The 26,963-nt window shown below is 43.9% G+C and carries 29 protein-coding genes; 13 read left to right on the top strand and 16 right to left on the bottom strand.

The genetic code is table 11. The features are described from left to right. Window positions 1-35 precede the first annotated feature (35 nt). Window positions 36-785, top strand: a complete 750-nt coding sequence (locus GKR48_RS03915; RefSeq protein ID WP_154627096.1) for an SDR family oxidoreductase — start codon at window positions 36-38, stop codon at window positions 783-785. A 91-nt stretch (window positions 786-876) separates the two neighbouring features. On the opposite strand, the gene purN is transcribed toward GKR48_RS03915, so the two are convergent. Both purN and purM read right to left on the bottom strand, forming a co-directional pair. Then, complete coding sequence (purN, locus tag GKR48_RS03910) at window positions 877-1,515, bottom strand: phosphoribosylglycinamide formyltransferase (RefSeq protein WP_154627095.1); 639 nt, start codon at window positions 1,513-1,515, stop codon at window positions 877-879. Next, complete coding sequence (gene purM / locus GKR48_RS03905; RefSeq protein ID WP_336431112.1) at window positions 1,515-2,555, bottom strand: phosphoribosylformylglycinamidine cyclo-ligase; 1,041 nt, start codon at window positions 2,553-2,555, stop codon at window positions 1,515-1,517. Before purM ends, purN begins: the two co-directional genes overlap by 1 nt. Window positions 2,556-2,872: 317 nt before the next feature. Between purM and upp the strand changes: the two genes are divergently transcribed. The 3 genes from upp to hda all read left to right on the top strand — a co-directional run bounded on the left by upp (window position 2,873) and on the right by hda (window position 5,702). Continuing rightward, window positions 2,873-3,499, top strand: coding sequence for a uracil phosphoribosyltransferase (upp, locus tag GKR48_RS03900; protein WP_006658899.1), 627 nt, complete (start codon window positions 2,873-2,875; stop codon window positions 3,497-3,499). A 75-nt stretch (window positions 3,500-3,574) separates the two neighbouring features. Further along, window positions 3,575-4,870, top strand: a complete 1,296-nt coding sequence (uraA, locus tag GKR48_RS03895; RefSeq protein WP_036953224.1) for a uracil permease — start codon at window positions 3,575-3,577, stop codon at window positions 4,868-4,870. A gap of 130 nt (window positions 4,871-5,000) precedes the next feature. Further along, window positions 5,001-5,702, top strand: coding sequence for a DnaA inactivator Hda (hda, locus tag GKR48_RS03890; RefSeq protein WP_036953226.1), 702 nt, complete (start codon window positions 5,001-5,003; stop codon window positions 5,700-5,702). A gap of 50 nt (window positions 5,703-5,752) precedes the next feature. On the opposite strand, the gene arsC is transcribed toward hda, so the two are convergent. Together arsC and GKR48_RS03880 are read right to left on the bottom strand one after the other, a co-directional pair. After that, entirely contained in the window at window positions 5,753-6,109 is a 357-nt protein-coding gene (gene arsC / locus GKR48_RS03885) for an arsenate reductase (glutaredoxin) (protein ID WP_154627093.1), read from the bottom strand. A gap of 12 nt (window positions 6,110-6,121) precedes the next feature. Continuing rightward, window positions 6,122-7,588, bottom strand: a complete 1,467-nt coding sequence (locus GKR48_RS03880) for a beta-barrel assembly-enhancing protease (RefSeq protein ID WP_154627200.1) — start codon at window positions 7,586-7,588, stop codon at window positions 6,122-6,124. A gap of 143 nt (window positions 7,589-7,731) precedes the next feature. On the opposite strand from GKR48_RS03880, the gene GKR48_RS03875 reads away from it, so the two are divergent. Continuing rightward, window positions 7,732-8,814, top strand: a complete 1,083-nt coding sequence (locus GKR48_RS03875; RefSeq protein ID WP_154603645.1) for an AI-2E family transporter — start codon at window positions 7,732-7,734, stop codon at window positions 8,812-8,814. Between the two features lie 64 nt (window positions 8,815-8,878). Here GKR48_RS03875 and bcp read toward each other — a convergent pair whose 3' ends face one another. Together bcp and GKR48_RS03865 are read right to left on the bottom strand one after the other, a co-directional pair. After that, window positions 8,879-9,349 carry a thioredoxin-dependent thiol peroxidase gene (gene bcp / locus GKR48_RS03870; RefSeq protein ID WP_036953234.1) on the bottom strand — a complete coding sequence of 157 codons (471 nt, stop codon included), beginning with the start codon at window positions 9,347-9,349 and terminating at the stop codon, window positions 8,879-8,881. 14 nt (window positions 9,350-9,363) lie between these two features. Beyond that, window positions 9,364-9,921, bottom strand: a complete 558-nt coding sequence (locus GKR48_RS03865; RefSeq protein ID WP_036953236.1) for a glycine cleavage system transcriptional repressor — start codon at window positions 9,919-9,921, stop codon at window positions 9,364-9,366. 248 nt (window positions 9,922-10,169) lie between these two features. Between GKR48_RS03865 and dapA the strand changes: the two genes are divergently transcribed. From dapA to purC, 4 genes are all read left to right on the top strand, one after another. Next, window positions 10,170-11,078: a 4-hydroxy-tetrahydrodipicolinate synthase gene (gene dapA / locus GKR48_RS03860; protein WP_051422710.1), complete on the top strand. Its 909-nt coding sequence runs from the start codon at window positions 10,170-10,172 to the stop codon at window positions 11,076-11,078. Window positions 11,079-11,094: 16 nt separating this feature from the next. Then, on the top strand, window positions 11,095-12,147 hold the full coding sequence (gene bamC, locus GKR48_RS03855; RefSeq protein WP_132496058.1) for an outer membrane protein assembly factor BamC: 1,053 nt from the start codon (window positions 11,095-11,097) through the stop codon (window positions 12,145-12,147). A gap of 160 nt (window positions 12,148-12,307) precedes the next feature. Then, complete coding sequence (locus GKR48_RS03850) at window positions 12,308-12,985, top strand: hypothetical protein (protein ID WP_154627092.1); 678 nt, start codon at window positions 12,308-12,310, stop codon at window positions 12,983-12,985. A gap of 333 nt (window positions 12,986-13,318) precedes the next feature. Continuing rightward, window positions 13,319-14,032 carry a phosphoribosylaminoimidazolesuccinocarboxamide synthase gene (gene purC, locus GKR48_RS03845; RefSeq protein ID WP_154627091.1) on the top strand — a complete coding sequence of 238 codons (714 nt, stop codon included), beginning with the start codon at window positions 13,319-13,321 and terminating at the stop codon, window positions 14,030-14,032. A gap of 68 nt (window positions 14,033-14,100) precedes the next feature. Here purC and GKR48_RS03840 read toward each other — a convergent pair whose 3' ends face one another. The 5 genes from GKR48_RS03840 to GKR48_RS03820 all read right to left on the bottom strand — a co-directional run bounded on the left by GKR48_RS03840 (window position 14,101) and on the right by GKR48_RS03820 (window position 17,528). Continuing rightward, window positions 14,101-14,901 (bottom strand): energy-coupling factor ABC transporter ATP-binding protein, encoded by an 801-nt coding sequence (locus tag GKR48_RS03840; RefSeq protein WP_154627090.1) that lies wholly within the window; start codon window positions 14,899-14,901, stop codon window positions 14,101-14,103. After that, window positions 14,888-15,754 carry an energy-coupling factor ABC transporter ATP-binding protein gene (locus GKR48_RS03835; protein WP_154627089.1) on the bottom strand — a complete coding sequence of 289 codons (867 nt, stop codon included), beginning with the start codon at window positions 15,752-15,754 and terminating at the stop codon, window positions 14,888-14,890. The genes GKR48_RS03840 and GKR48_RS03835 overlap by 14 nt, the downstream gene beginning before the upstream one ends. Further along, window positions 15,745-16,449: an energy-coupling factor transporter transmembrane component T gene (locus GKR48_RS03830; RefSeq protein ID WP_195848219.1), complete on the bottom strand. Its 705-nt coding sequence runs from the start codon at window positions 16,447-16,449 to the stop codon at window positions 15,745-15,747. The genes GKR48_RS03835 and GKR48_RS03830 overlap by 10 nt, the downstream gene beginning before the upstream one ends. 8 nt (window positions 16,450-16,457) lie before the next feature. Then, window positions 16,458-17,039, bottom strand: coding sequence for a membrane protein (locus GKR48_RS03825; protein ID WP_036953246.1), 582 nt, complete (start codon window positions 17,037-17,039; stop codon window positions 16,458-16,460). Between the two features lie 63 nt (window positions 17,040-17,102). Next, complete coding sequence (locus GKR48_RS03820; protein WP_154627088.1) at window positions 17,103-17,528, bottom strand: PPC domain-containing DNA-binding protein; 426 nt, start codon at window positions 17,526-17,528, stop codon at window positions 17,103-17,105. A gap of 389 nt (window positions 17,529-17,917) precedes the next feature. Here GKR48_RS03820 and GKR48_RS03815 point away from each other — a divergent pair, with 389 nt between their 5' ends. Together GKR48_RS03815 and GKR48_RS03810 are read left to right on the top strand one after the other, a co-directional pair. Beyond that, window positions 17,918-18,367 (top strand): DUF441 domain-containing protein, encoded by a 450-nt coding sequence (locus tag GKR48_RS03815; protein ID WP_154603652.1) that lies wholly within the window; start codon window positions 17,918-17,920, stop codon window positions 18,365-18,367. Window positions 18,368-18,378: 11 nt separating this feature from the next. Further along, window positions 18,379-20,427 carry a tRNA(Met) cytidine acetyltransferase TmcA gene (locus GKR48_RS03810; RefSeq protein ID WP_154627087.1) on the top strand — a complete coding sequence of 683 codons (2,049 nt, stop codon included), beginning with the start codon at window positions 18,379-18,381 and terminating at the stop codon, window positions 20,425-20,427. Here the strand turns inward: GKR48_RS03810 and GKR48_RS03805 are convergent. Beyond that, window positions 20,408-20,602 carry a YpfN family protein gene (locus GKR48_RS03805; protein WP_154627086.1) on the bottom strand — a complete coding sequence of 65 codons (195 nt, stop codon included), beginning with the start codon at window positions 20,600-20,602 and terminating at the stop codon, window positions 20,408-20,410. The two genes, GKR48_RS03810 and GKR48_RS03805, sit on opposite strands and share 20 nt — an antisense overlap. Window positions 20,603-20,720: 118 nt before the next feature. Here GKR48_RS03805 and GKR48_RS03800 point away from each other — a divergent pair, with 118 nt between their 5' ends. Continuing rightward, on the top strand, window positions 20,721-21,113 hold the full coding sequence (locus GKR48_RS03800; RefSeq protein ID WP_272521776.1) for a DUF454 family protein: 393 nt from the start codon (window positions 20,721-20,723) through the stop codon (window positions 21,111-21,113). A 43-nt stretch (window positions 21,114-21,156) separates the two neighbouring features. On the opposite strand, the gene GKR48_RS03795 is transcribed toward GKR48_RS03800, so the two are convergent. The 4 genes from GKR48_RS03795 to GKR48_RS03780 form a co-directional block, all read right to left on the bottom strand. Then, entirely contained in the window at window positions 21,157-21,828 is a 672-nt protein-coding gene (locus tag GKR48_RS03795) for a M15 family metallopeptidase (RefSeq protein WP_154627084.1), read from the bottom strand. Further along, on the bottom strand, window positions 21,825-22,955 hold the full coding sequence (dapE, locus tag GKR48_RS03790; protein ID WP_154627083.1) for a succinyl-diaminopimelate desuccinylase: 1,131 nt from the start codon (window positions 22,953-22,955) through the stop codon (window positions 21,825-21,827). Before dapE ends, GKR48_RS03795 begins: the two co-directional genes overlap by 4 nt. 11 nt (window positions 22,956-22,966) lie before the next feature. Further along, window positions 22,967-23,338, bottom strand: coding sequence for an ArsC family reductase (locus GKR48_RS03785; protein ID WP_154627082.1), 372 nt, complete (start codon window positions 23,336-23,338; stop codon window positions 22,967-22,969). Window positions 23,339-23,545: 207 nt separating this feature from the next. Next, entirely contained in the window at window positions 23,546-24,166 is a 621-nt protein-coding gene (locus tag GKR48_RS03780; RefSeq protein WP_154627081.1) for a LuxR C-terminal-related transcriptional regulator, read from the bottom strand. A gap of 449 nt (window positions 24,167-24,615) precedes the next feature. On the opposite strand from GKR48_RS03780, the gene maeB reads away from it, so the two are divergent. Beyond that, on the top strand, window positions 24,616-26,895 hold the full coding sequence (maeB, locus tag GKR48_RS03775) for an NADP-dependent oxaloacetate-decarboxylating malate dehydrogenase (protein ID WP_154627080.1): 2,280 nt from the start codon (window positions 24,616-24,618) through the stop codon (window positions 26,893-26,895). Window positions 26,896-26,963 lie beyond the last annotated feature (68 nt).

Below are 26,963 nucleotides of genomic sequence, written 5' to 3'. Positions count from 1 at the left end.
AGAAAAAAATAAAACTAAAACTGGGCGCATAAAATATGAAAAACAATATTACGTTGATAACGGGTGGTGATCGCGGGATAGGTCGAGCGACAGCAATCAATTTGGCACATAAAGGTTATAAGGTTTGTATTGGCTACCACACCCGTCAAGACTGTGCACAGGAAGTTTTAGACATAATTCGTCATGCAGGCGGTACCGCTATTGCGGTGCAAGCCGATATTTCACAGGAAGAACAAATTGTTTCGTTGTTTCAGCAGATTGATAAAGAATTAGGCCCCATTTCTGGGTTGGTTAACAACGCGGGAATAATCATGCCTCAAGCCTCGATAGAGCAGCTAGATGCACCGCGATTAGCGCGATTATTTGCAACGAATGTTAGTGGTAGTTTTCTCTGTGCGCGTGAAGCGGTCAAACGTATGGCATTTCGTCATGGTGGGCAAGGTGGCGCGATTGTTAATGTTTCATCTGCGGCATCTCGTCTTGGCTCTCCCCATGAGTATGTGGACTATGCCGCATCCAAAGGTGCCATCGATACAATGACGATTGGTTTATCTCTCGAAGTGGCTGGAGAGGGAATTCGTGTCAATGCCGTCCGTCCCGGATTTATCTATACGGATATGCATGCTGATGGTGGTGAGGCTGCTCGGGTTGATCGAGTTAAAGAGAGTTTACCGATGAAACGAGGAGGTCAGCCAGAAGAGGTTGCTCAGGCAATCGCGTGGTTATTATCTGATGAGGCTTCTTACGTCACGGGAAGTTTTATCGATTTGGCGGGTGGGAAATAAAACGTTTATTGCGGATGGCTGAACTTGAGTTATTCGCTCAGACTTGCCAACCAAATCTGAGCGAATACATTTAAACTTATCTAACTGCGCATTAATCTGCTTGATAGCCCGTTACCGACAGCGGCTGGCCATCGAGTAGGGCTTTACCGTCTTGCATGATAAGGCGGCCGGAAACAAACCACGCAATAACTTGAGGATAAATCAGGTGCTCTTGCAGTTTAACGCGTTCAACCAAATCGTCTTCAGTATCTTGCGGTAAAATCGGCACATATCCTTGCAAAATAATCGGGCCACCATCGAGCTCTTCAGTGACAAAATGCACGGACGTACCGTGTTCGCTATCGCCATTTTCAAGTGCGCGTCGATGGGTATGCAGCCCCGGATATTTAGGCAGTAAAGAAGGGTGGATATTCAGCATTTTCCCTGTGAAATGTTTCACAAACTCAGGGGTTAAAATGCGCATAAACCCAGCCAAGACCACTAAATCCGGTTGATACTGCTCGATAGTGTCTAACAGTACAGCATCGTAAGCTTGGCGGTCGGTGAACGCTTTTGAGCTAACACAAAGGGCTGGAATACCAGCCTCTTGTGCGCGAACCAAACCGTAAGCATCACTTTTATTACTGATCACCGCGACGATTTGCCCATCGATTTCATGGCGTTGGCAGGCATCAATAATCGATTGCAAATTACTGCCACTGCCTGAAATCAAAACAACGATGTTTTTCATTAGCGGATAACAACCTGCTCTTCACCCGCAGGTAATTCGCCAATGGTTCCGATCTGCCAAGCATTTTCACCTAACGCAGTCAGCAGTTTTAATGCAGACTCAACTTCGGTTTGTGGCAGAGCAATGATGATGCCGACACCGCAGTTAAATGTACGATACATTTCGTGAGTGGTGACATCACCCGCTTGTTGCAGCCATTCGAATACTGCAGGCCATTCCCAGCTGTTGCCGTCAATGATGGCTTGAGTGTTGTCAGGTAAAACGCGAGGAATATTTTCCCAGAAGCCGCCGCCCGTAATGTGTGCAATGGCATGAATATCGTTTTTCGCGATCAATTCTAAGACATTTTTAACATAGATACGGGTTGGTTCTAACAGGTGATCAGCGAGAGGTTTGCCCGCTAATTGCGTGGTTTCTGGATTGGTTTTGCTCACTTCCAGAATTTTACGCACTAATGAATAACCGTTAGAGTGAGGGCCGCTTGAGGCTAATGCGATCAGCGCGTCGCCCGCACTGACTTTTGTGCCATCAATAATTTCAGAGCGCTCAACAACACCCACACAGAAGCCTGCAACATCATAATCTTCGCCGTGGTACATGCCCGGCATTTCAGCGGTTTCACCACCCACTAATGCACAACCAGACTGCTTACAGCCTTCCGCGATACCCGTGATAACGCTCGCGGCGGTATCCACATCCAGCTTGCCGGTTGCATAGTAGTCTAAGAAAAACAGCGGCTCAGCACCTTGAACAATCAGGTCGTTGACACACATAGCGACTAAATCGATACCGATGGATTCATGACGTTTTAAGTCCATCGCGAGGCGTAGTTTAGTTCCCACACCGTCAGTACCTGATACTAAGACAGGCTCACGGTATTTTTGTGGCAGGGCACACAGTGCGCCGAACCCTCCTAATCCTCCCATCACTTCTGGACGGCGAGTCTCTTTCACCACACCTTTGATACGTTCAACCAATGCGTTACCTGCATCAATATCAACACCGGCATCTTTATAGCTGAGAGAGGTTTTATCAGTCACTACGGCCCCCAAGGCAATTGCATTTTGGAAAAGATAACTTCATTTGCCGATATTCTATCAGGCTCCGCAAACGTTTGCGATAGCTTTCTGACTGAAATATTTGATGCAATAAATTGTGATGTCGTGACGCAAAGCGCATGATTTTATTCGCTGCCTACACCATAAAAAATATTATGTGTATACTAATTCAGCAAATAACGTGTGATTGATGATTGTTTGACCTGAATCAAGATGATACTAGTGGCATTGAGGGAAAAAAGCGGTATAATCCCGCGATTTTTTTGTCCGGTAACGTTTTAAAAAAGTAGGAGAAACCCATGAAGATCGTTGAGGTAAAACACCCTCTCGTTAAACATAAACTCGGCCTGATGCGAGATCATGACATAAGCACTAAGCGCTTTCGTGAACTGGCCTCAGAGGTTGGTAGCCTACTGACTTATGAAGCGACCGCTGACCTAGAAACTGAAAAAGTAACAATTGATGGTTGGTGTGGTCCTGTAGAAATTGAACAAATTAAAGGTAAAAAAATCACTGTAGTTCCTATTCTACGTGCCGGTATTGGCATGATGAACGGCGTATTGGAAAGCATCCCAAGCGCACGTATCAGTGTAGTGGGTATTTACCGTGATGAAGAAACGTTACAACCTGTCCCTTATTTCCAAAAATTAGTTTCTAACATTGATGAGCGTATGGCGCTGATTGTAGACCCAATGTTAGCAACTGGTGGTTCAATGATTGCAACCATCGACCTCTTGAAAAAATCCGGCTGTAATTCCATTAAAGTCTTAGTTTTAGTTGCTGCACCGGAAGGTATTGCTGCATTAGAAGCAGCGCACCCAGACGTTGAACTGTACACGGCTTCAATTGACCAACACTTAAATGATGAAGGTTACATTGTTCCGGGTCTAGGAGACGCGGGCGATAAGATATTTGGTACTAAATAATAATGAAGCCGACTGAAGAGTCGGCTTTTTTTTGATAAAAAAAATAATATTCACGACGCATAGAGGATGACGAGCATGACACGCCGCACGATAAGTGTTGAAGAAAGACCACCATTACTACAAACCATTCCATTAAGCTTTCAACATTTGTTTGCCATGTTTGGGGCAACGGTTATTGTTCCTATTTTATTTGGCGTGAACCCGGCAACGATTTTATTATTCAACGGGATCGGTACGCTGCTGTATTTATTTATCTGTAAGGGCAAAATTCCCGCTTATTTAGGGTCGAGCTTCGCCTTTATTTCTCCAGTATTAATTTTATTGCCTCTTGGGTATGAGCTAGCGCTTGGCGGGTTTATTATCTGCGGGGTGTTGTTCTGTATCGTAGCATTGATTGTCAAAGTGGCAGGGCGCGGCTGGATCAACGTGATGTTCCCACCCGCAGCGATGGGGGCGATTGTTGCGGTTATCGGTTTGGAATTAGCGCAAACGGCAGCAGGTATGGCGGGCTTATTACCAAAAGAAGGCGCGGCGGTTGATTCAAATACCCTAATTATTTCAATCACCACATTGTCGGTCACTATCTTGTGTGCGGTGGTTTTCCGTGGATTCTTATCGATTATCCCAATCTTAATCGGTTTCCTATCAGGTTACGCACTTTCCTATTTTATGGGGATTGTTGACTTTACGCCGGTTATCGAAGCGCCATGGTTTGCTATTCCGACTTTCTATACTCCGCGTTTTGAGTGGTTTGCGATTTTAACCATCCTGCCTGCGGCGTTAGTGGTCATTGCTGAACACGTTGGGCACTTAGTGGTGACCGCGAATATCGTTGAGCGCGACTTAATGAAAAACCCTGGCTTACATCGTTCCATGTTCGCAAACGGTTTCTCTACCGTGTTGTCTGGTTTCTTTGGTTCAACGCCAAATACCACTTACGGCGAAAATATCGGCGTAATGGCGATTACTAAGGTCTACAGTACTTGGGTTATCGGTGGCGCGGCTATTATCGCTATCTTACTCTCTTGCGTGGGTAAATTAGCGGCGGCAATTCAATTAGTGCCAGTACCTGTCATGGGCGGTGTTTCACTGTTACTGTACGGAGTCATCGGCGCTTCGGGTATTCGTGTTCTGATTGATTCAAAAGTAGATTATAACAAACCACAAAACCTGATTTTAACCTCAGTGATTTTAATCATCGGTGTGAGTGGCGCGGTGATCCACATTGGTCAAGCTGAACTGAAAGGCATGGCGCTGGCGACTATCGTCGGTATTCTGATGGCGTTGTTATTCCGCTTTATTACCTTTGTTCGCCCAGAAAAACAGTTTGTGACTTCAGAAGTGAAAGTCTTAGACGAAAATAAAAAATAAGTCACGATTAAGTAAAATAGATTGCCGGAGTGGCTAAAGCTCCGGCAATTAACCGTCAGGCTGTTCATCTCTTCTTGTTATTTATGATAAACTCAATGGCGTTAATTGAACTGCACAATCAGAGGCGCTTCTGAATACACCATCTCAACTCTCATTACCACTTTCTCTTCCTGATGATGAAACCTTTGCCAGTTTCTATGCAGGGGAAAATGAGGGATTACTCTCTGCGCTAAAAACGGCGATTAATCAGCCTCATGGTAGTTATATCTATTACTGGTCAAGAGAAGGGGGCGGTAAGAGTCATTTACTGCATGCGGCATGTGCTGAGTTGTCTGAGCAAGGTGTTGCTGTGGGTTATGTGCCGCTGGATAAACGCGCTTACTTTGTGCCTGACGTGCTCGAAGGTATGGAGCATCTTTCTCTGGTCTGTATTGATAATATTCAATGCATCGCGGGAGACGAAGAGTGGGAAATGGCCATCTTCAATTTGTATAACCGCATTTTAGAAATTGGTCGAACGTGCTTACTGATCACCGGGGATCGCCCACCGCGCCAGATTGACTTGAAACTGCCGGATTTAGCTTCTCGCCTCGATTGGGGGCAAATTTATAAACTGCATCCTTTAAGTGATGAAGACAAAATTTGTGCGCTTCAATTACGTGCCAGTATTCGCGGATTTGAATTGCCTGAAGATGTTTGCCGGTTTGTTTTGAAACGGTTAGACAGAAAGATGGGCACTTTATTTGATATCTTAAATAAACTTGATCACGCCTCGATTGTCGCTCAACGTAAAATGACCATTCCTTTCGTTAAAGACATTCTCAAATTATAAAAAATTGGCAGCCCATCGACTGCCAATTAATTGTCTGCCAAATAGCCTGCTTATAAAATTTCCAGCACCTGCTCTGGTGGGCGACCTAACTTGGCTTTTTTACCTTTTACCACAATCGGGCGCTCAATTAACTTTGGATTATCATGCATGGCTTGAATAAGCTGCGCTTGAGTAACGCTGTTATCCGCTAATTTCAGCTCTTTATAGATATCTTCTTTGGTGCGCATTAATTGGCGCGCATCGGCAAATCCAAGCATCTTCAGCAATTTTTCAATATCAGCCACTGAAGGTGGCGTCGTTAAATATTCAACTACCGTTGGCGTGATGCCTTTTTCTTGCAATAAAGCCAGTGTTTCACGGCTCTTAGAACAGCGAGGGTTGTGATAAATTTTAATTGAATCCGTCATTATCTTTATTCCTTACGGTTTTGCGTTGCTATCGCGCTCTTTTAATCGAGTAAGTTCATCGATTCGCGCATCAAAACGTTGTTGTTCATAACTGCCTAAGCGGCTTTTACGGCTCGCTTCGCTTAAATAATTAATGGCAGTGTCATAGTTACCGCGCAGTGCCATGCCTTCAGCATACGCCGCCAATTCTGCATTACGATCCCCTAGTTTTGCTGAGGCTTCGGCAAGCAGATCCCAACCAATAGGGTCGTCAGGGTAATCAAACGTATATTTATTCAATAAATTAGTGGCTTCTTTATATTGCCCGTTACTGACGTATGCGTTCGCTAAGTTGACAATAAACACCGTATTTTTCGGTGATTTTTTCAAGGCATCTTGCAAGCGAGCAACCGCTTTGCCAACTTGTTTTTGCTCAATATCGATATCGGTCATGGAGTCGATAAACCACGGGTTATCCGGCTGCTTGGCTAACAATTCAGAAATCATAACGCCCGCTTCGCTGTATTTTTTATCTTGAGATAATAATAATGCTTTACCGTACTTCGCCGCCATTTGCTCTTGAGCATTGCCTTTACTGTAATTTTCGATGATTTGATCCAGTGCATTGCGTTGATCTGCTGGGCTGTACATGGACAAAATACGAACACGTGCCAACATAAAGTCTAATGAAGATGGGGCATGGACTTTCGGATATTGGTTTGAACGGTTACGGGCATCGGCTAAACGGCTGTCTGGTAAGGGGTGAGTCAGTAAAATTTCTGGCGGTTTAGACATATAGCGGGTTTGGTCCGACATGATTTGCATAAAATCAGCCATGGCATGCGGGTCAAACCCGGAACGACGCAATGTTTGCAGGCCAATACGGTCGGCTTCTTGCTCATTGGCTTGTGTAAAGCTGATCATCCCTTGCTGCATTCCCGCGAATGTTCCCGTTAATGCGGCAAAACCGGCTTGCGGGTTCGCCATCACCAGTAATAGAGAACCGATAGTACCTGCGATAGCCAACGGCGTTGTGGCTTTTTGGTCTTCCATCATTCGCGCCAGATGGCGCTGAGTGACGTGAGAGATTTCGTGCGCCATAACGGAAGCAAGCTGGCTTTCATTTTGGCTATAACGAAACAGTGCAGAGTGAAGAACCACGTTACCGCCAAAATAGGCATAAGCGTTAATATTCGGGTTATTGACTAGGTAAAATTTAAATGGCGTTTTGACAGAATCTGCATTCGTCACTAAACGTTGCCCCAGTTTATTCACGTACTGGGTTAGTAATGGGTCATAAATGAGGGGGGTACTTCCTCGAATTTGACGAGTGATGGCATCGCCCATAATGATTTCTTGGTTAATGCTGAGCGTTCCTCCCGCGGTTGTACCGATATCGGGTAGGGTATCTTCAACAGCACTATAGGCAGGTAATACAGCACCATGGATAAGTGCGGACATCAGGATAGCGAGCAGTGGATATTTCAATTTTTTAGTCATCATGCATATCTTCACTTATTACCTACAGAAAATACGAATTAATTGGGAGATATGATAGCAAAAGCTATCGTAAAATCTGTTATTCGGTATAATTTTCTTCAATTTAGGAACTGTCTTTGTTTTACATTCCCAGGAGCCAATGAATGTTAGAAATGTTTTTACAATGGTACCGTCGGCGCTTTGCTGACCCGCAAGCAGTTGCGTTGTTTAGTTTGCTGGTTATTGGCTTTCTGGTCATCTTTTTCTTCAGCAGTATACTGGCTCCATTATTAGTCGCAATTGTCTTAGCATATTTACTTGAATGGCCAACACATTTACTCCAACGACTGGGTTTATCCCGCGTTTTAGCGGTTAGCATCATTTTGACCTTGTTTGCTGGAATAAGTGCCATGGTGATCTTAATTATTGCACCAACGGCGTGGCAACAAGGGATTAATCTCGTGGCGGATTTACCTAACATGGTCAATCGCTTTAGCGAGTTCGCTCGCCGATTACCGGAACAATATCCCGCACTGGTAGATGCTGGCATCATTGATATGATGGCAGATAATGTGCGCAGTAGGTTGTCAGTTGTTGCGGAGTCTGTGGTGAAAGCGTCGGTGGCCTCACTAATTGGTATTTTTACCTTAGCAATCTACCTGGTTTTAGTACCATTGATGATGTTTTTCTTATTAAAAGATAAAGAAAAAATCACCAAAAGCTTTGTTAAACTTCTCCCGAAAAATCGCCAGTTAGTCAGTAAAGTCTGGTTGGAAATGAATCAGCAAATTACCAACTATTTGCGTGGTAAAGTCACAGAAATGGTGATTGTGGGTGTCTGTACCTACATTGGTTTTGCTTATTTTGATTTACGTTATTCAGTGCTGTTGTCCGTGCTGGTGGGTGTTTCGGTGCTTATTCCTTATATTGGTGCGGTTGCGGCGACGATCCCTGTCGTGCTGGTGGCATTATTCCAATGGGGCATAGGTACTGAGTTCTGGTCACTGTTTATTGTTTATCTGGTTATCCAAGGGCTAGACAGCAATATCGTCGTGCCGCTGTTGTACTCAGAAGCCGTGAACTTACACCCACTCGTGATTATCTTGTCGGTGGTGATTTTTGGTGGGTTATGGGGATTCTGGGGCGTGTTTTTTGCGATCCCGCTTGCAACCTTAATCAAAGCGGTGATTAACGCGTGGCCACAAGATTTAAGTGATAGTGAGACAACAGAAAAAATAGAAGGCTAAAAGCGCAAGTAAGAAAAAAGGGTTGCTAATTTAGCAACCCTTTTTAGTAATTAGATGAGAGTAATTAGGCGTTAGCGTTGATATACGCTAATACGATTTCATGGTGGTTACTGGTTTTGAAATCGTCAAATACGTGCTCGATGGTGCCATTTGCATCGACAAGGAAACTAATGCGGTGGATACCGTCATAGGTTTTACCCATAAATTGTTTTTCACCCCACACACCAAATTGTTCACAAATTTGATGATCTTCATCGGATAACAGTGTGAAGTTTAATAACTCTTTTTCAGCGAAACGAGCCAATTTTTCTGGTTTGTCTGTACTAATACCTAAAACTTCGACACCTTTTGCTTTTAGTGTATCCATCTCATCACGCAGTCCACATGCTTGAACTGTACAGCCTGGTGTCATCGCTTTAGGATAAAAGTAAACTAATACGCGTTGACCCTGGAAATCAGAAAGATTGATGATTTCACCATCTTGGTCAGGAAGGCTAAATTGAGGTGCCTTATCACCGGCTTTCAATGGGTTCATTACATATATCTCCGTTAACTCTGCATTTTGGGGTTGTTAACAATACTGATGTTGCCTTTGGCATTTAGCATTGTACATAGTTGTTGAAATTTATTCTTTATAATTATGCCATTATCATCCAGTGGGTCATGGGCTGTAATTTGAATTTCCAATTGAGCCGGTTGTGTATCATTTGCAGGCTGTGTTTTAGAAATCAATTCTGCGATGTTGCACTGTTGAGTGGTAAACAAATTGGTAAACTGTTCAATAATACGCGGCGCATCGTCCACCATCACATTCACGGTTACAGTAGACGGATAGTAGGTTTTTTGTACGCTATGCGTGCGTTTCATTACAATCAGCAAATCTAACTCTGCCCCTTTAGTCGGTAAGATAGCCTCTAGAAGCGTGATAGCATTCCAACTGCCGGATAACATCATTATAAAAGTAAATTCCTCGCCAAACATAGCGAGTCGACTATCCTCAATATTACAATCACATTCGCTGACAAGGCGTGTAATTGTATTCACAATGCCCGGACGATCTGTTCCCAGCGCAGTAATAACAAGAAATTGCGGTTCAGTCTTAGGCAAAGTATCTTCCTTATTTTGACTAAATTTAGGTCAATGATATTGACTCAGGATGGTGGTAAGGAAACCATAAAATTGTGAGTCTGCCAAGTGGGGCGATTCACTCTTGCGACAAATATGGCTGAATTATTACTTCTATTTAAGTTAATGTCATCGGCATTAACAAAATTCATTAAAATCTTGCGTTTGGGTGGTTTTCTTCTGTGAAATGAAAACGTAACATGGAAACTCACTATTTAGGGGGCATTGCGATGGCTAATCAAAACGTAAACTACAAAGACTTTTTACAAGGCAGTATTGTTGCTGTGATCACACCAATGGATTCAGCGGGTAACGTTGATAGAAAAAGCTTGAAACAGCTGGTGGATTACCATGTCGCAAATAAAACCTCTGCGATTGTGTCAGTGGGAACAACGGGGGAATCAGCAACATTAAACCATAAAGAGCATGTTGATGTAGTGAAAGCGACGCTTGAGTTAGCTGATGGCCGTATCCCAATTATTGCGGGAACAGGTGCAAATGCGACCGCAGAAGCGATTTCGCTAACAAATGAGTTTGAAAACAGTGGTGTAGTTGCGTGCCTAACAGTAACGCCTTATTATAATAGACCGTCACAAGAAGGCTTATATCAGCATTTTAAAGCAATTTCAGAAAACACCAGCTTGCCACAGGTTCTCTATAATGTACCATCGCGCACTGGATGTGATTTATTACCTGAAACTGTGGGCCGCTTGGCGAAATTGGCGAATATTGTGGCAATTAAAGAAGCCACAGGGAACTTAGCACGGGTTCATCAAATCAAAGAGTTGGTTGATGACCATTTTGTTCTGCTTTCTGGTGATGATGCGACTGCACTTGATTTTATGCAACTCGGTGGAAAGGGCGTCATTTCGGTCACCTCCAACGTCGCGGCTGCACAGATGGTAAAAATGTGTGACTTAGCGCTTGCGGGCAAATATACTGAGGCCCGTGAATTGAATAAACAGCTGATGGGACTTCATCATCAGTTATTTGTTGAGCCGAATCCAATCCCTGCGAAATGGGCTTGTCATCGTTTAGGTCTTATTGCGGATGATACTTTACGGTTACCAATGACACCGTTAACTGTATCTGGACAGCAAAAGGTTGAAGATGCCTTGAAACTCGCGGGTTTACTGTAAAATTTAGGGAATTTTAATGGCAACATTATTGCAAAAATCGAAGGTTATGAAGGTTGCTGGCCTGTCACTTGTCGTGTTACTGGCAGCCTGCTCCAGCGATCAGCGCTATAAACGTCAGGTCAGTGGTGATGAGGAATATCTTAATGCTGCGCCATTGAAAGTGCTGAATGCGCCGCAAGGGATTACATTACCAGCAACTAATGGTGAATATGACATTCCTAAAACCACCTCAACAGGAGCGGTTGGGAAAGCATTAGATATTCGCCCACCAGTACTGACGATTTCACAATTAGCCGGTTCACGCACTGAAAACAGCGCTGAAGCCAGCCGTTTGTTGCTAGATAATACTCCAGAAAATAATGCGTTATGGTCACAAGTGACCATGATTTTAGAACAGCGTGGCATTCCAGTTTCTACGAAGAACGATGGTTCTCGTTCTATCGAGACTGACTGGATTAAATGGGATCGTGCAGATGAAAACGTCCCATTAGAGAGCCGTCATAAAGTCACTGTTCAGCCTGAAAATGGTATGATTGCGTTAACCGTGACTAACTTAGGCTTACGCCAAGGTGATGAAACGGTGACAGATGCAGCGGAAATTCAACGTTATAACAAACTGTTATTAAACGATTTAACCGACGCTCTGTACACTCTGCGTGATACTTCAAGCAAAAATAGCCTGCAAAGCGCCTATGGCATCATTGATGTTCAAACAGGCAGCAATGACACTGGCTTACCAGTGGTTATTGTTCGTGCGCCGTACGATGCCGTTTGGGAACGTTTACCTCACGCATTAGAAAGCGTTGGCATGAAAGTGGGTGACCGTAGCCGTTCAGCAGGTTCCGTCATGGTGACTTACAAAGGCTTGAGCAGCTCTGAGTGGCAAGCGCTGGGTATTGATGACCCATCGGTACCTGAAGATGACTATAAAGTCCAAGTGGGTGATTTGAATAACCGTAGTAGCCTACAGTTTATCAACACCAAAGGCGTACCATTAACTCAGAAACAGAATGATGAAATGGTCGCCGCACTGAAAGCCGCTTTCAGTAAAGCATCGACTAAAAAATAAGTTTACATAGCTAACTTATTTGTTCTATTAAGTGAAAACGCCGTCCTATGAGATGGCGTTTTTTTTCGGATAAAAACGTGATGTAAACGTAATAAAACCGCTTAATAGTCACTCTAACGGTGAATGTATTAGAGGCCATTTTTCGGATATACTTCAGTCAATGAAGGCTAACAGTGGGGGAGAAGTCGTGGATAATAACGCATCTAAACCAACGACCGAGAATGATAGTACTTCGATGCCAAGACAAATATCAGGGGCTGAATTTAATTATAAATTACGCAGTACCGAAAATAACCAGAGTCATACAGAAAGCTTTATTCGAGATGGAATTGTGGACTTTGACTTACCCGGCTATGTTATCCCTAAGGGATATCGGTTAGTTAAGTCACTCAAAAAAGAACAATATCGATTATTAGCGATGGAGGGAATACCAGAAACAGTTTACTTACTGGAGCTGAGATTCCGCACGGATATTGTCTTTGGTGAAACCACATGCACTCAAATTAAAGTTTGGCGCACAATGGCGGTAGAACATAAATCCATCATACGGGAGATGCCAAGTATTTTCTTTGCATACCTCTTAAATACACACTGTATTATGGTGACAGATGAAGAGCATACCCGTGATGGGCAGCGTTTCTGGGAAACAACAATTGTTTGGGCGTTTTATAATAACTTTTATATTTATGCTTCCGATGGCACGCTTGAAGACAGACCACTAACACAAATCCATACTGAGTCTGAATTCTTTGATCAATGGATTAATCAACTTTGGGGCAGGGATATCGACATCTATACCCATAAGCTGATTGTGATCAGCAAACATCCATTACTTTAGTCGCTTTCCTGCGCCTGCACATAACTACCCATCTGCACATCTATCCACCATAAAATTCTCAGTGAAACAAATGGACAAAAAATCAGTATTTGCAGCTAAGTAATCGTTTGCGTATGCGCGAGAATTTTATTATCATAATTAGCAGTTAATCATAAAATATTGAATATCAGTTAGTTAGCAGTGTATCAATAATTTTTGGATAACTGACTGAATCAGAGCAGAAAATTAACAATGAATCCGCCATTTTTAGCGGTTTATTCTACTGTTACTTATCTGAATCTGCTGTGCAGGTTGATTTCTATTGAGTGTAATCACATCCCTGGAGTGTTTAAGATGCAAAAGAAAGCTGAGTTGTATCGTGGCAAGGCAAAAACGGTCTATACCACAGAGGATCCAGATTTATTAGTTCTGGAGTTCCGTAATGATACATCAGCACTCGACGGTGAGCGTATCGAACAGTTTGACCGCAAAGGTATGGTTAATAACAAATTTAACCATTTCATCATGACTAAGTTGCAAGAAGCAGGCATTCCTACACAGATGGAAGCCATGTTATCTGATACCGAAGCCTTGGTTAAAAAACTGGATATGGTGCCGGTTGAATGCGTTATCCGTAATCGCGCGGCAGGTTCTCTGGTTAAGCGCCTTGGGGTTGAAGAAGGGATGATTTTAAACCCGCCTCTGTTCGATTTATTCCTGAAAGATGACGCTAAACATGACCCAATGGTGAACGAATCTTACTGCGAAACGTTTGGTTGGGTGAGCAAAGAAAACTTAGCGAAAATGCGCGAACTTAGCTACAAAGCGAACGATGTTTTAAGCAAAATTTTTGCGGACGCAGGTTTGATCTTAGTCGACTTTAAATTGGAGTTCGGTTTATTCAAAGGTGAAGTTGTGCTGGGTGATGAATTCTCTCCAGACGGTAGCCGTTTGTGGGATAAAGAAACCCTGAATAAAATGGACAAAGACCGTTTTCGTCAAAGCCTTGGTGGCTTGATTGAAGCTTACGAAGAAGTGGCTCGTCGTATCGGCGTTAAACTCGACTAAGTGTCTAAAATCATCTAGAAAGAAACAATGATAGCCTGCCAACCGCAGGCTATTTTTTTATCTTTAAATCATGGCTGTGCTAGAAATTGCTGAACCCAACGCTCAGCTTGGCTTTCGATAGGTAGATTCAGCTGATGGCTGAGTGAATGCAAAGTCGGGGATAGCAAAACGGAGTCTGGCTGTAACTCAGGGTGGCGTAACACCGTTTCAATATTGCCGTCCGCAATTAAGCAACCTTGGGATAAATGTACTGCACGAGTAAAATGGCGGGCTGCAAAATCCAAATCATGGCTGATCGTGACAACCGTAGTACCCAATTGTTTTTGATAATCGAGCCAGTGTTCAAAATACCCTAACCACTGTGTATCGAAATCTCGACTTGGCTCATCTAACAGCAGTAGTTTAGGCTGAACAGCGGTTAAACAGGCCACTGCGACCATGCGCCGCTGAGCGGAATGTAAATCAAGAGGATGTTTATCCGCAACATCTGTTAAATGGCAGAGTGTTAAAGCTCGTTCTAATTTTTCAGCAATATCCGACGAGGATAATTTTTGGCGGCGTAATCCAAACATAATTTCATCTTTCACTGTGCTGTGAAAAATCTGTTTTTCTGCTTCTTGGAATAAAATGCCAATTTGTTGCGCACGTTCTGCTGCTCTCAATCCACTGATAGGTTGTTGATTAAAATTGACTTTCCCATGCGAAGGCGGCAATAAACCCGCCATTAAACGCAATAAGGTGGATTTCCCCGCACCATTATCTCCCACTAATGCCACCCACTCTCCAGCGCGAAGCGTAAGTGTAAGATCTTCAATGGCAAGTGCTGTTTTCGGGGTGTATTGAAAGCTAAGTTGATTAATTTGCAGCATAACACGCCTCAATGCCTTGGATAAGTTGTTGTTCATTGTGAGGCACTGGGGAATGCCAACGACCATGCGCCATTAATTTCCCGACAACCCGCCACGCATCTGGCATATTGATTGTCTGCTGTGCGGGTAAAAATATGGCGTTAATATCCCCTTGGGCGGTAATAACACCTTGTTCCAGCAATGAAAAATCATTGCAAAAATGCAGCGCTGGCAGTAAATACCGTTCGAATAAGATCACGCAACAGCCAGTTTGTTCACTGTAATTTTTTAACTGAGTGAGTAATCGATGCGTGGCTGCGGGAGTTAATCTGCTAAAAGCTTCATCTAATAGCAATAATCGTGGTCGCATAGCGAGAGCGCTCGCCAATATCACGCGTTGAGCTTCCCCGCCAGAGAGGGTGGTTGGGTGACGATTACGTAAATTCTGGCTGAACGTTAACTCAAGAGCCTGTTCAACCCGTTGAACGATTTCTTCAGGTGGAAGTCCTAAATTTTCGGGGCCAAACGCCACTTCTTGCTCAACGGTAAATGTACAACCAGAAAGCTGCAACTGCGGAGATTGCTGCACCAATTGACGTTCAATAGAGAGTTCAACTAAAGATTGTTCCCCTAATGGTTGAGCAAGGATCATGCCATTACCAGTGATTTTGCCGGTTAACTGATCAGGTAACCAACCCGCTAACAGTTGGGCTAATGTGGTTTTTCCGCTTCCATTACCCCCTAAAATACAATGCCAATTACCTTGGTTTAGCGTTAAATCAATCCCTGAAAGGATGGGGTGATCGACGCCTTGAGGTGTAAAAGACAGTTGTTGAAGGTTTACCACCCTGTTTTCCGTTATGTTTACCAACATAGCGCCAAACCTCCTTCAATTACGATCAGTGCTAATAAGCCAAAACGCAATACATATTGAAGGCGGCTATCAGCAGGTTTATTCAATGTGGTGCGATGGCGAGTGTAGCGAAAACCTCGCATATCAAGGGCTGCACTGCGGACAGTTAGCTCACTGAGTGCTTGGCTCGCCAGAGGAAGCAATAGGGCGGGCAACGTCGTTAATCGTTGCCAAAAGTGGCCATCTAAGGGAACCCCTCGGGCAAGCTGAGCTTCACGAATCGTGGCAAGCTGCTGACGCAGTTGCTCAACAAGTAAAAGTGGACCCGCAAGCACATAGGCAAAGCTGGCCGGGAGGCGACTGGCAAATAGCGCTCGGATAAACCGTTCAGTGGGAACATACTGTAGCCATAATTGAGAGGCACTAATGATGGCGAGCAGACGCAGCCATAAAGCCATGGCTTTTTGCTGTTGAAGGGCTTGTGGCGGTGAGCCTGTTAATAATTCATTTAGCCACCCTCCGTGGATTAGCCAAAGTCCTACCGCCATTGGTACCATAATTGCTGCGATAAATTTCCAGCGATGGAATGACGCTGAGCGTGAGATGACTGCGGCAAGGGTAGCGAAAGCAACGAGAACTAACCCCCAGCCTAGCGGTAGCATCAATGTGCTAGCGCTAAACCAGAACCATAAGGTTAATGAAGTAAAAGGGTGCATCCTAACTCCTAACGCACTTTAGCCATATTCGGGAAAGTACGTTGAACGCGCTCAGGTAAACGGCGGACAAGCAACCAAGCCACAATGGCTGAAATTATTTTATCCGCAATATTAGCGCCTAAAACGGTGATAGCCACAGACTCTAATAAGTTTTCACCAACAGCATGGAAATAGGCTACAAAAAAGTCTGCGCCGCTACCGGTGGTACCTGCAAATAAGTAGGTACGAATAGGCACGGCAACGATCATCAGTGCGATAGTGATCACCACACCCGATAAAATCACGCGAGGTAGAGTACGAAAACCGCCAGCGCGTGCCAGTAAACCTGCACTTAAGCCGATCATCATCGCCACAGGCGCAAATGCCGCCGCGATAGGGCCTGTTAAAAGGCCCCAAAGCAAGTTAGTCGCTAAGCCACTAAAGATAGCTGCCCAAGGACCTGCGAGCAGTGCACAGATAATAGTGCCGATAGAATCAAGGAAGATAGGCAGTTTTAACATGGAACTTAATTGCCCAACCACCATGTTGATTGCAATAGAAAAAACAATTAAAGCCAATGTTCGGCTGGAGATTATTGACGAGTTTGCCATGAATGAAATATCCCTAATAAGTTGTAAAATAAAGCCAGAATAAAAATCAAAATAGAACGAAAATTAACGAGAGGTGATGACCAATTCTTCATATCCTGAGCGCGCGCAGGGCTCGCGGGTAAAGGCTTTATTTTCCAGTTCGCCAATAATCAATTCGAGGGTGGTTCTGACGGTGCAACCCGGCATCATATGTCCACCGCTCATTTGCCCGTTTTCATCGGAAACGGCCAAATGCAGATGTTCACCCTGGGCATCAAGGGTGCCTATCAGTGACACAACTTCAAACTTACCAGAAGTAAGATGGGTATTTTCTTGCCCAGCAAAACGCAAGGCGACATCGGTCAAGCTACCTACGCAGCCAGCAATAAATGCAGCTTGCAACTGATGATGTTTGACCTGTTGTCGTAAGGTAAGAATGACATCTTCCCCTGGACGTAGACGCAGTGCGATAAAGTGAGCGTTTGAGTAAGTGGTTAAATCGTGAGACATAGCCGAGATCCTAGTGAATCGTATTTATAGATTACGGCAATCTATTATACGAATAGATAACTTGCTGTCTGGGAAAGAGATTTTTTTCAGTTTTTTTTAGTGAAACACTCTGTATCTTAAAAAATATTGATCAAGAAGGTCGGAATAGTGGGCGAAAAAACAATGTGGAGTCTCGAATATTCTGATTATTTAACTTAAGTTTTATTAGGGTTCCGTGAATGAAGGAGAGCCTATTGTCTAAGATAAACTTTTTTCAGATAAACTATAGAAAATAGCGTTTAAAGGTGAAGGATGATTTGCCTCTTCAACGCGAGATCAATAACATACTAACTCAATTGACACGGTGGAACTGTGTTGCCGCAATGCATTTATTTTACAGGGGAAAAATTATGAGCCAAGTGGATCCTACACTGATCATTTTGCTGGTATTGGCAGGATTAGGCATTATCAGCCACAACATGACAGTGACGTTAGCCATGCTATTTTTGCTGGTGGTGCGGATCACGCCGCTGAATAATTTCTTCCCTTGGGTCGAAAAATATGGGTTAACCATCGGAATTTTAATCTTGACGATAGGTGTCATGGCGCCTATTGCGAGCGGAAAAATCTCAGCGAATGATGTATTAAGCTCCTTTTTGAATTGGAAATCATTATTGGCAATCGTGATTGGAATATTGGTTTCTTGGCTAGGAAGTCGGGGTGTTGCACTGATGGGAAGCCAGCCTTCCACGGTGGCAGGGTTATTGGTGGGTACGGTGATTGGCGTTGCCTTATTCCGAGGCGTTCCTGTTGGACCATTGATCGCCGCAGGTATTCTGTCATTACTTATTGGTAAATAGTCACTTTGGCGATGAAAAATTCATTACAAGCGATTGTTGAGCAGCTACATCATACCGGTTTCCGCCGCCTGCTGGTTTTATCTGGGGAGCATGAGTGGGTCACAACTGTGCTTCAGGAGTTTCAAGGTTTCTTAGCGGGGGATTGGCTCTGTATTTCATCCGAACTACCCGATAGCATGCCCCCTGAAAAAGCCCAATTACTGCTTGGTCGTGAATTTACTCATGGTATTTTTGATGCGCGTAAAGGGTTACATAGCGAGGCGCTGGCTATCTTAGCGGGAACCTTAAAAGCTGGAAGCTTGTTAGTACTTTGCACACCGCCACAATCCCGATGGGCGCAGCAAAATGATATGGATAGTGTGAGATGGAATGAGCAATTTGGTGAAATCCCCACACCGAATTTTGTGCATCATTTGCAACGTACTTTCCGGAATTGCTCTGATGTGCTGTTTATTGATCAACAGCTTGAGGAACAAAAACAGCCGCACGGACTGAATTTGCTACCCGATCACCCCAAATGGATACCCCCCTCGGGACTGCCGACAGAGCAGCAACAAGATGCGCTTGGACAACTGCTGTCCGCAAAAAACGGAATATGGGGCTTAATCGCTCCTCGTGGACGGGGTAAGTCCACGGTTGCGGGAATGCTGATAAAGGCGTGGAAAGGTGTGTGTTGGTGTTGTGCGCCAGCGAAAGTGACCACCAGCCTGATTGCCGAATATGCTCAGCATGAACTCAAATTTTGGGCACCTGATGCGCTTTTGCATTATTGCCAATCTGGGCAGCAAATTGAGGCTGATTGGCTAATTATTGATGAAGCTGCCGCCATTCCCTCCCATATTCTGCGGCAGATTATCGTCTTTTTCCCACGGGTACTCATGACCACGACGGTGGAAGGTTATGAAGGTACGGGGCGTGGGTTTATGATGAAATTTTGTGATAGCCTCGAAAATTTCACCTCGTTGTCGCTCACTCAGCCGATTCGCTTTGCAGAACATGACCCGCTCGAAAGGGTGATTAACCAAAGTTTATTATTGGAAAGCGCTACTTCGACGAAGGCTGTGTCAGAGCCGATTATCCTCAAGCCACTTAGCCAGCAGCAACTGGCTAATGATCCTAAACAGCTTCATGCATTTTACGGTTTATTGACCGCGGCACATTATCGAACCTCGCCGTTGGATTTACGCCGATTATTGGATGCACAGCACCAGCATTTTGCCGTTGCAAACCATCATAATCAGGATGTTGTCGGCGCTGCATGGATGGTGGATGAAGGTGGTTTAGATGAAAAACTGAGCTGGCAAATTTGGGCAGGACAACGGCGACCACGGGGAAATCTGGTTGCTCAATCCCTCGCAGCGCATTGCTATTTTCCTCAAGCCCCGAGGTTACGTTCTCGCAGAGTGATGCGCATTGCCGTAAATGCTGAACATCGTCGCCAAAAAATTGGCTACCGGTTATTAGAATTGCAAATTGGACAAGGCATTCAGGACGGTTTAGATTTCCTATCGGTCAGCTTTGGTTTAACCCCAGAGTTATTGGCTTTTTGGCAATCATCAGGGTTCCAAATCGTGCGAATTGGACGGCATATTGAGGGGAGTAGTGGCTGTTTCACTGCGATGGCGGTGTTGCCATTATCCGCAGAAGCGCAGTCAATTTGCTATTTAGGGCAACAGCGATTGCAGCGGGATTTATTCTGGCGTCAGGATCTGAATGAATTTAGTCTGAAAAGCACATCTGAGCAGCACCTTGATGATGGAGATTGGCTAGAATTGATCGGCTTTAGCGATTATCACCGTTCGTTGGCTGCAAGTGAGCCGTCATTACAGCGTTTTTTAGCGGTTTTACAGCAACAACATTCGGCTGAAATAACAGGCTCTGCCCTTGGGGGCTATTTTCATCAAGGGCTATCTGTTGAATGTATTGCTATGCAACTCGGGTTAGCAGGGCAAAAACAGTGGTTAAAACGCGCAAGAGCCGAAGTCACGCAGTGGCTGAATAACTATTACCCTGAAGAGGTGAAAAGTTTAAGGCAACAAATTAGTGTTTTTTGTCTTTAGGCCAGCCGTCATCTTCATCGTCCCACAGGTGATTATTATCTTTGTGAGGCGGAATATCTGGTTTGTCATCTAAATACTTTTTGGGGTCGAGTCGCATCATCTCTTTGACTGAGTTCCAAATGACCCCGACTAATAACAGTAGGATGACCCACCAGTAATCGGCTAACCAATGCATATTTGCCTTCTTATTTTAATCATAATAATGTGTAGCCCTGCCCAAATGATGTAGTTGGTAGGCTTTAGTGGGGTCATTTAACCATGTTTTTTGTTGTAACGGGAGAGCCTGAATGAATATAAAGAAAATCATATTCATTACAGTAGGGTGGATTGCTGTTGGCTTAGCTTTTCTTGGTGCTATTTTACCAGTCATGCCAACGACCTGCTTTTTATTATTGGCGGCATGGTGTTTTTCGCGTTCTTCTCCACGCTTCCATAATTGGTTGTTATATCGCTCATGGTTTGGCGGGTATTTGCGTCACTGGCAAGCGCACCGTGCGCTACCAAAAGGTGTAAAACCAAAAGCCATGACGTTGATCGTTATTACGTTTGCCTTTTCGATTTGGGTGGTTAGTTATGGTTGGCTAAAAATTGGGTTATTTTTAGGGATGTGCTGGTTGCTGATTTTTATGTACCGTTTGCCTGTCGTCGATGTGTCAAATTCGGATCAGAATAACGAAGGTTTGTAATCAGGAAAGCTGTCACTCAGCAAGAGACTGAGTGACATATAAATCATTCAGGCACTTTAATATAGCGGTTAAAAACATACTCAAGGTTATCTAATAACCAGGTCTTTCCACTAATATCTTCTTCGGTTAGCACTTGCCTAACAATTTTTGGCGTCAATAGCTGCTCAGCTTCATGTGACAATGGCCAATAACTAATATGCCAAGGTTCTTCCGCAACACCTGCATTGGTTGCGGTGAAAGGGCGGTAGAAATCAAAGGTGGCCATATTGTCGGTTAACCAGTGATTAAGCTCAGCAAAATAGCCCCCTTCTTGATATTCCCAAGGCTCTAATTGCAAGGTTTGCCCCGCAGGAATGCGTAGCGGGTCGTAAACATCAATCTCAGTTCCCCAGTGGTGACGGCTTGCCCCTGGTAGCGCAGACCAATGCAAAATCGCCTCACATAATTCCCCTTCCGTTAATGTTGAAATATCTAACGGCTGGCTATGGGTATCAAGAACTGGGCGTTTACCAGCAAATTTTTCATTCCAAATAATTTGTTGGCGAGCAAAATCACGAAAAGCACTGGCGGATTGTAGCTTAAACCCTGCGCGTGCGGCAGCTTGCTGCATGGCAAGAAACGCTTTAGTGGTATTAAACTGTAGGCGATGATTACCGCCCAAAGTTACTAAATGGTCGGTGGAGCGCCCAGTCAACATTTCGATGGAGAGAGTCATAGTAATAGTAGTTCCATGATGCGTTCGTAGATAACGGCAAGCTGTTGCAAATCATCGACGTTAACGCACTCATCCACTTTATGGATCGTCGCATTCAAAGGGCCGAGTTCGATAACATGGGTTCCCATTTGGGCGATGAAACGTCCGTCAGAGGTACCGCCACTGGTGGATAAGGTGGTGGCACGTCCTGTCACTTCCTGGATGGCTTGCACCGTTGCACTCACTAATTCGCTGTCACCCGTCAAGAATGGTTGACCCGATAAGAACCAATCTAAATGATAATTCAGTCCGTGGCGCTCTAACATGTCTGTCACGCGTTCGCGGATCATGGTATCGGTCAGTTCGGTGCTAAAACGGAAATTAAATTGCACTTTTAGCTCACCGGGGATGACGTTATCGGCGCCAGTACCCGCATTGATATTGGCGATTTGCATGCTGGTAGCCGGGAAATATTGGTTGCCATCATCCCATTTAGTGGAGACTAACTCTTGTAGAAAGCCGGTTGCACGATGTACTGGGTTATCAGCAAGATGTGGGTAGGCAACGTGCCCTTGAGTACCCAAAATAGTTAAGTGTGCGGTGATAGAGCCGCGACGACCATTCTTAATGATGTCACCAAGTACAGACTGGCTGGATGGTTCTCCCACTAAGCAGTAATCGACTGGCTCATTGCGGGCTTGTAACGTCTCTACCACTTTTACGGTGCCATGGGTCGCTTTCGCTTCCTCGTCAGAGGTAATTAAAAATGCCAGACGACCAGTATGGTTAGGGTGTTTTTCTACAAAGCGCTCGGCGGCAACCACCATGGCGGCAATGGAGCCTTTCATGTCGGCAGCACCACGACCGTATAAATGTTGGTTAATAATTGTTGGGGTAAATGGCGGAGTTTGCCATTTACTGTGATCGCCTGCAGGGACGACATCGGTATGACCCGCAAAGGCGAGGGTTTTGCCATTATTGCCACGGTGAGCCCAAAAATTGAGAGTATCCCCAAATGGCATTTTTTCCACCGTAAAGCCGATTTTATTCAAACGTTCGATGAGTAAATCTTGGCAACCTTGGTCATCCGGGCTGATAGAGGGACGGGCGATAAGTTGTTTTGCAAGTTCAATGACAGGGCAGTTCATTGAGTCACCTTTTATTGTGTGAATTTTTTGTAGTCGTCGGCGTTAAACCCGACAAGGTAATGACCATTAGCAGAAACAAGAACAGGGCGCTTGATCATCGCAGGTTCAGCCAGTAAGACTTTTTTCGCGCTATCAGCATCGACAACTGCATTTTTCTCTTCATCGCTGAGCTTACGCCAAGTTGTACCGCGTTTATTCACCAAGGTTTCCCAATCGATGTGTTGCAAAAATGTAGAAAGGAGTTCATCAGTGATGCCATCAACACGGTAATCATGGAATTGGTAGCTAACTGCGTTATCGTCTAAGTAACGGCGAGCTTTCTTAATGGTATCGCAGTTTTTAATTCCGTACATGATATAAGGAGATGCAGGGGTGTTGGACATATGATTTTCCTCTAATGGCGAACAATGTATGCCCTACATAATGCGGGAAAATACAATTATGGTCTACCCCTTTGAATCGAAAAGATTTATTAATCTAACAAGCGATTTAATAATAACTAAGGCAGAGTCAATATTCATAATATTATATATAAATAATAAAATAATTAATTTAGGAAACTTACGTTAATTAAATTAAATCAGATGAAATTATTTTGAACGCATGTATATTAAACTGGCTTCTAAACGAGATCGAACTCGTAATTTCTTTAAGATATTTCGGATGTGAACTTTAACGGTTTCTTCAGAAATAAATAATAGTTGAGAGATTTCTCTGTTTTTTAATCCAGCTGCCATTTCGTGCAATATTTCGCATTCACGGCGAGTTAATGTGGAAAGTGGATCTTTGGATTGATGCCGGGTAATCAGATGCTGATAAACTTTTTCGCTAAATACATGGTGTCCCTCCATCGCTTTTTTCATACTATTAAGCAGCATATCGAGTTCGCTATTTTTTAATAAATAACCTTGAGCACCTGCATCGATAGCGGCGTAGATATCGGTTTTCATCGTTGAGAGTGAAAGAACCAGCAAATAACTATTAGCGCAATGCTTACGTAGTAATCGAATCGTCTCGAATGTTTTATTACCATGAAGAATAGTATCTATCAGTATCATATTGGGTTGTTTGCTGGTGGCGATATTCAGCGCTTCTTTGCTATTTGAAACCTCCGCCATTACGTCAAAGTCAGCTTTTGATTTTAATAAATGAGATAGTCCAAAACGAAAGATAGGATGTTCATCGATAATCATAACCGTGTGATTAGACATAGTGGGTTCCTTTTTTATGTCTGACAACTTATTAGATTAACTAGAATTGATATAGTTAAAATATAATATATTTAAGATTACATGAAATCATTATTCTTAATTGATGAATTAATTAGCTGTATAAAAGCATGAATAATGGAAGCGAAAACTATGAAGCTGGGTATATTTAAGGCTAAAAAGAAACGAGCTTTCGAATAATACATTAATTTCAAAAAAATAATAACTAAGATTGAAAAAAATTAAAGTGATTTAAAAAATGATATGAATAAAAATAATAACAATATTGTGTATCTCTAGAAATTCACCATTGTATTTTTGTGGCAAATCCGTGTAAATTCCTTGTAAATGAAAGATTTTTCTGGAAATCATAGGCGTGATCATGATTTGCTAACAAGATGTGTTTATACTGTGATGGCTCTTACCTTACCAAATTTTGAAAGGACTTGATGATGGATGATAAATTAAAACAAAGTGCTCTCGATTTTCATGAGTTTCCTCATCCTGGGAAAATTACTGTAACACCAACCAAACCATTAACCACGCAACGTGACCTAGCTTTAGCGTATTCCCCAGGCGTTGCGGTACCTTGCCTAGAAATCGCAGAAGAACCTCTAAAAGCGTATCGTTATACAGCGAAAGGTAACCTTGTGGGTGTTATCTCTAATGGTACTGCGGTACTAGGCTTAGGGAACATCGGTGCATTGGCAGGTAAACCTGTCATGGAAGGGAAAGGGGTACTATTTAAGAAATTCTCGGGTATTGATGTTTTCGATATTGAAGTCGATGAAACCGATCCTGATAAACTGATTGATATCATCGCGTCGCTGGAACCAACATTCGGCGGTATCAACCTCGAAGATATTAAAGCACCAGAGTGCTTCTATATTGAACAAAAATTACGTGAACGCATGAATATTCCTGTGTTCCATGACGACCAACACGGAACCGCAATTATCTGTACCGCGGCGGTGATTAACGGTCTGCGCATTGTTAAAAAAGAAATTGGCGATGTTCGTTTAGTTGTATCCGGTGCGGGTGCCGCATCGATTGCTTGTATGAACTTATTAGTGGCGTTAGGATTAAAGCGCGAAAATATCACTGTTTGCGATTCAAAAGGGGTGATTTATAAAGGTCGTGATGAGCGAATGGATGCGACTAAAGCCGCGTATGCCATTGATGATAACGGTCAACGCACATTAGCGGATGCTATTCCTGATGCTGACATTTTCTTAGGTTGTTCAGGCCCTCGCGTGTTAACACCAGAAATGGTGAAAACCATGGCAAAAGACCCACTGATCTTAGCATTAGCTAACCCTGAGCCAGAAATTCTGCCACCATTAGCGAAAGAAGTTCGCCCAGATGCCATTATCTGTACAGGGCGCTCTGACTATCCGAACCAAGTTAACAACGTTCTGTGCTTCCCATTCATCTTCCGCGGTGCGCTGGATGTGGGCGCAACAACAATCAACGAAGAGATGAAACTGGCTTGTGTTTACGCTATCGCGGACTTAGCGCTGGCGGAGCAAAGTGAAGAAGTTGCATCAGCGTACGGTAACCAAGATTTATTCTTTGGCCCTGAATATATCATTCCAAAACCATTTGACCCGCGCCTTATCGTGAAAATTGCGCCAGCAGTGGCAAAAGCGGCAATGGAGTCAGGTGTGGCGACACGTCCAATCACGGATATGGATGCGTATGTTGAAAAACTGAATCAGTTTGTTCATAAAACAAACTTATTTATGAAGCCAATTTTCTCTCAAGCGAAAAAAGAGCTAAAACGCATCGTATTAGCGGAAGGGGAAGAAGAGCGCGTATTACACGCAACTCAAGAGCTGGTTTCCCTTGGTTTAGCATTCCCTATTCTGGTTGGCCGTCCTAGCGTAATTGAAATGCGTATCCAAAAACTGGGTCTGCATATTGAGCTAGGTAAAGACTTTGAAGTGGTCAACAATGAAAATGACCCACGCTTTAAAGAGTACTGGCAAGAATATTATCAAATCATGAAACGTCGTGGTGTTTCTCAAGAAATGGCGCGTCGCGCATTAGTTGCTAACCCAACGATTATCGGCGGTATCATGGTTCTGCGTGGTGAAGCGGATGGGATGATCTGTGGTTCAATCGGTAGCTACAGTGAACACTACCAAGTCGTCAAAGACCTGTTCGGTTTCCGCGAAGGTGCGCATACTGCTGGGGCAATGAATGCCTTGTTACTACCAACCGGTAATACCTTTATTGCCGATACTTATGTGAACGAAGATCCAACGCCAGAAGAGTTAGCGGAAATCACGTTAATGGCAGCGGATACGGTTCGTCGATTTGGTATTGAGCCTAAAGTGGCGCTGTTATCTCGCTCAAGCTTTGGTTCTTCAGATTGTGGTTCAGCACAAAAAATGCGCGATACACTGGCATTAGTGAAAGCACGTGAGCCAAACTTGGAAATTGACGGTGAGATGCATGCGGATGCGGCGTTGATTGAGTCAATCCGTAAAGATGTGATGCCAGATAGCCCACTGAAAGGTTCAGCAAACTTACTGATTATGCCAAATATGGAAGCGGCGCGTATTAGCTATAACTTGCTGCGCGTGACAAGTTCTGATGGTGTCACCGTGGGACCTGTGCTAATGGGGGTTGCAAAACCTGTCCACGTCTTAACGCCAATCGCGTCTGTTCGCCGTATTGTCAACATGGTAGCGTTAGCGGCAGTGGAAGCTCAAACGAACCCACTGTAATTAGCATCATTATAATAGTTTCTCGAATGATTGATTAATCATCGAGTTCCGCATAAAGACTTCCATTG

Source organism: Providencia sp. wls1943, from assembly GCF_009706275.1.
GTDB lineage: Bacteria > Pseudomonadota > Gammaproteobacteria > Enterobacterales > Enterobacteriaceae > Providencia > Providencia zhijiangensis.
The sequence above is the reverse complement of the archived record's forward strand: the minus strand, read 5'-3'. Positions and strand labels throughout refer to the sequence as shown.